The 1,388-nt window shown below is 56.6% G+C and carries 1 protein-coding gene; it reads right to left on the reverse strand.

Features of this window, described 5'->3' with window-relative positions; all coding sequences use genetic code 11:
* Positions 1-46 precede the first annotated feature (46 nt).
* Complete coding sequence (locus L8U60_RS10695) at positions 47-1,225, reverse strand: IS1249 family transposase (RefSeq protein ID WP_269966349.1); 1,179 nt, start codon at positions 1,223-1,225, stop codon at positions 47-49.
* Positions 1,226-1,388: the final 163 nt, after the last annotated feature.

The raw sequence follows: 1,388 nt of genomic DNA on the forward strand, positions 1-1,388 counted from the left end.
GGGGTTAAGGGTCAAAAAGTGTGTCTGGCCCCGGCGTGTCGTGGGGTTAGATTTGGCCTTTTTGGATGCCGATTGAGTGGGTGTACTCGGTGTCGATACCGTTGTCGTAGAGGGCTGGTCGTCCTGTTTCGTGGTCGGCTTGGTTCTCGTTGTGGGTCAGGGTTGTAACTTTGGCGAGTTGGTCCTGGCCCCAGTTGGACTGTCTGGCGATTCGTACTGGATCGTCAGGCAGTTCTGTTTTTAGGTAGAGCCACCAGTCCAGCATTCGTCGTTGATGTTCGCCTGATCTTCCGCGATGGGTTCTGGCTAGTAGTTTTAATTGGGCGTTGATGCCGCCTTCGAGGCTGTTTGTGGTGGATTTGATGTGCTCGGGGTTAAGTACCTCTTTCGGTGGCGTGAGGTAGGTAAACAGCAGGTTAGAGCGCCATAGGTGGTTGAGGCTGTTGTAAGCACTACGCACTTTGGCGTGGGTCCACGTGGTGGTCCAGTTGCCGGTTTTTGGGTCTTTGAGCATGGTCTTTTCGTCCATCCATGCCCGGTAGATGGTGGAGAATTCGTGTAGTTGGGCTCCCCATGTCGCGGCCTCGTCCAGGTTGGTGATGCGGGTCAGTTTGAGCGCTAGTTGATAGATGGTGCGGCCAGCATCGGTGCGTGGTTGTGAGGTGGTGTAGCGGCGTACGACGCGTTGGGCATGCACCAGGCAGCGTTGGACTTTGGTTTCTGGCCAGCAGTTTTTAATCGCACTTGCAGCTCCTTGGCCGCCGTCGATGACAACAATGAGAGGGGCAGGGATGCGTTCGAGTAGGCGTTGGTAGTCGCGTGTGGTTTCGCGTCTACACCAGTGCCAGGCGATGACGTGGTCGAGTGTTGCTGCCACGATCAGGCAGCCGCCTGCGGTGTAGGTGCCGTCGAGGAAGATTTGGTCGTAGACCCGGCCTGTGTGCCCGATGGTGGGATCTGGGACGTCAACCAGCCAGCACCAGCTAAACCGCCGTTTCATCGTGGCATGACTGACGCCGTGGCGTTGTGCTATTGCCTCTATCGATGTTGTCGTGGTGCAGTGCTCGATGAATTGGGCGAACACTGCAGCGTTGGTGACATCGCCTCGGCGTTTGACGCTGGATGCGCCGCAGACCTTGCAGCGCCATCGGACCGTTCCCTTAGTGGTGGTCCCGTTACGTTTCATGTCGCCGCCGCAGTGGCAGCGTGGTCGGTTCTTTGGCATTGGGTAACCGAACCACCACTGCATAGCACATCGCGACAGCCACACCGTGGATTGAGCGACGATCACCCAGATATACGCTCATGGAGCATATACTTTTACCGTTAATGCAGGTCAACCATTAGAAATCGGCCGATCCAGACACACTTTCTGACCCTTAACCCGG

It is taken from the genome of Corynebacterium meitnerae (assembly GCF_027570075.1).
Lineage (GTDB): Bacteria > Actinomycetota > Actinomycetes > Mycobacteriales > Mycobacteriaceae > Corynebacterium > Corynebacterium meitnerae.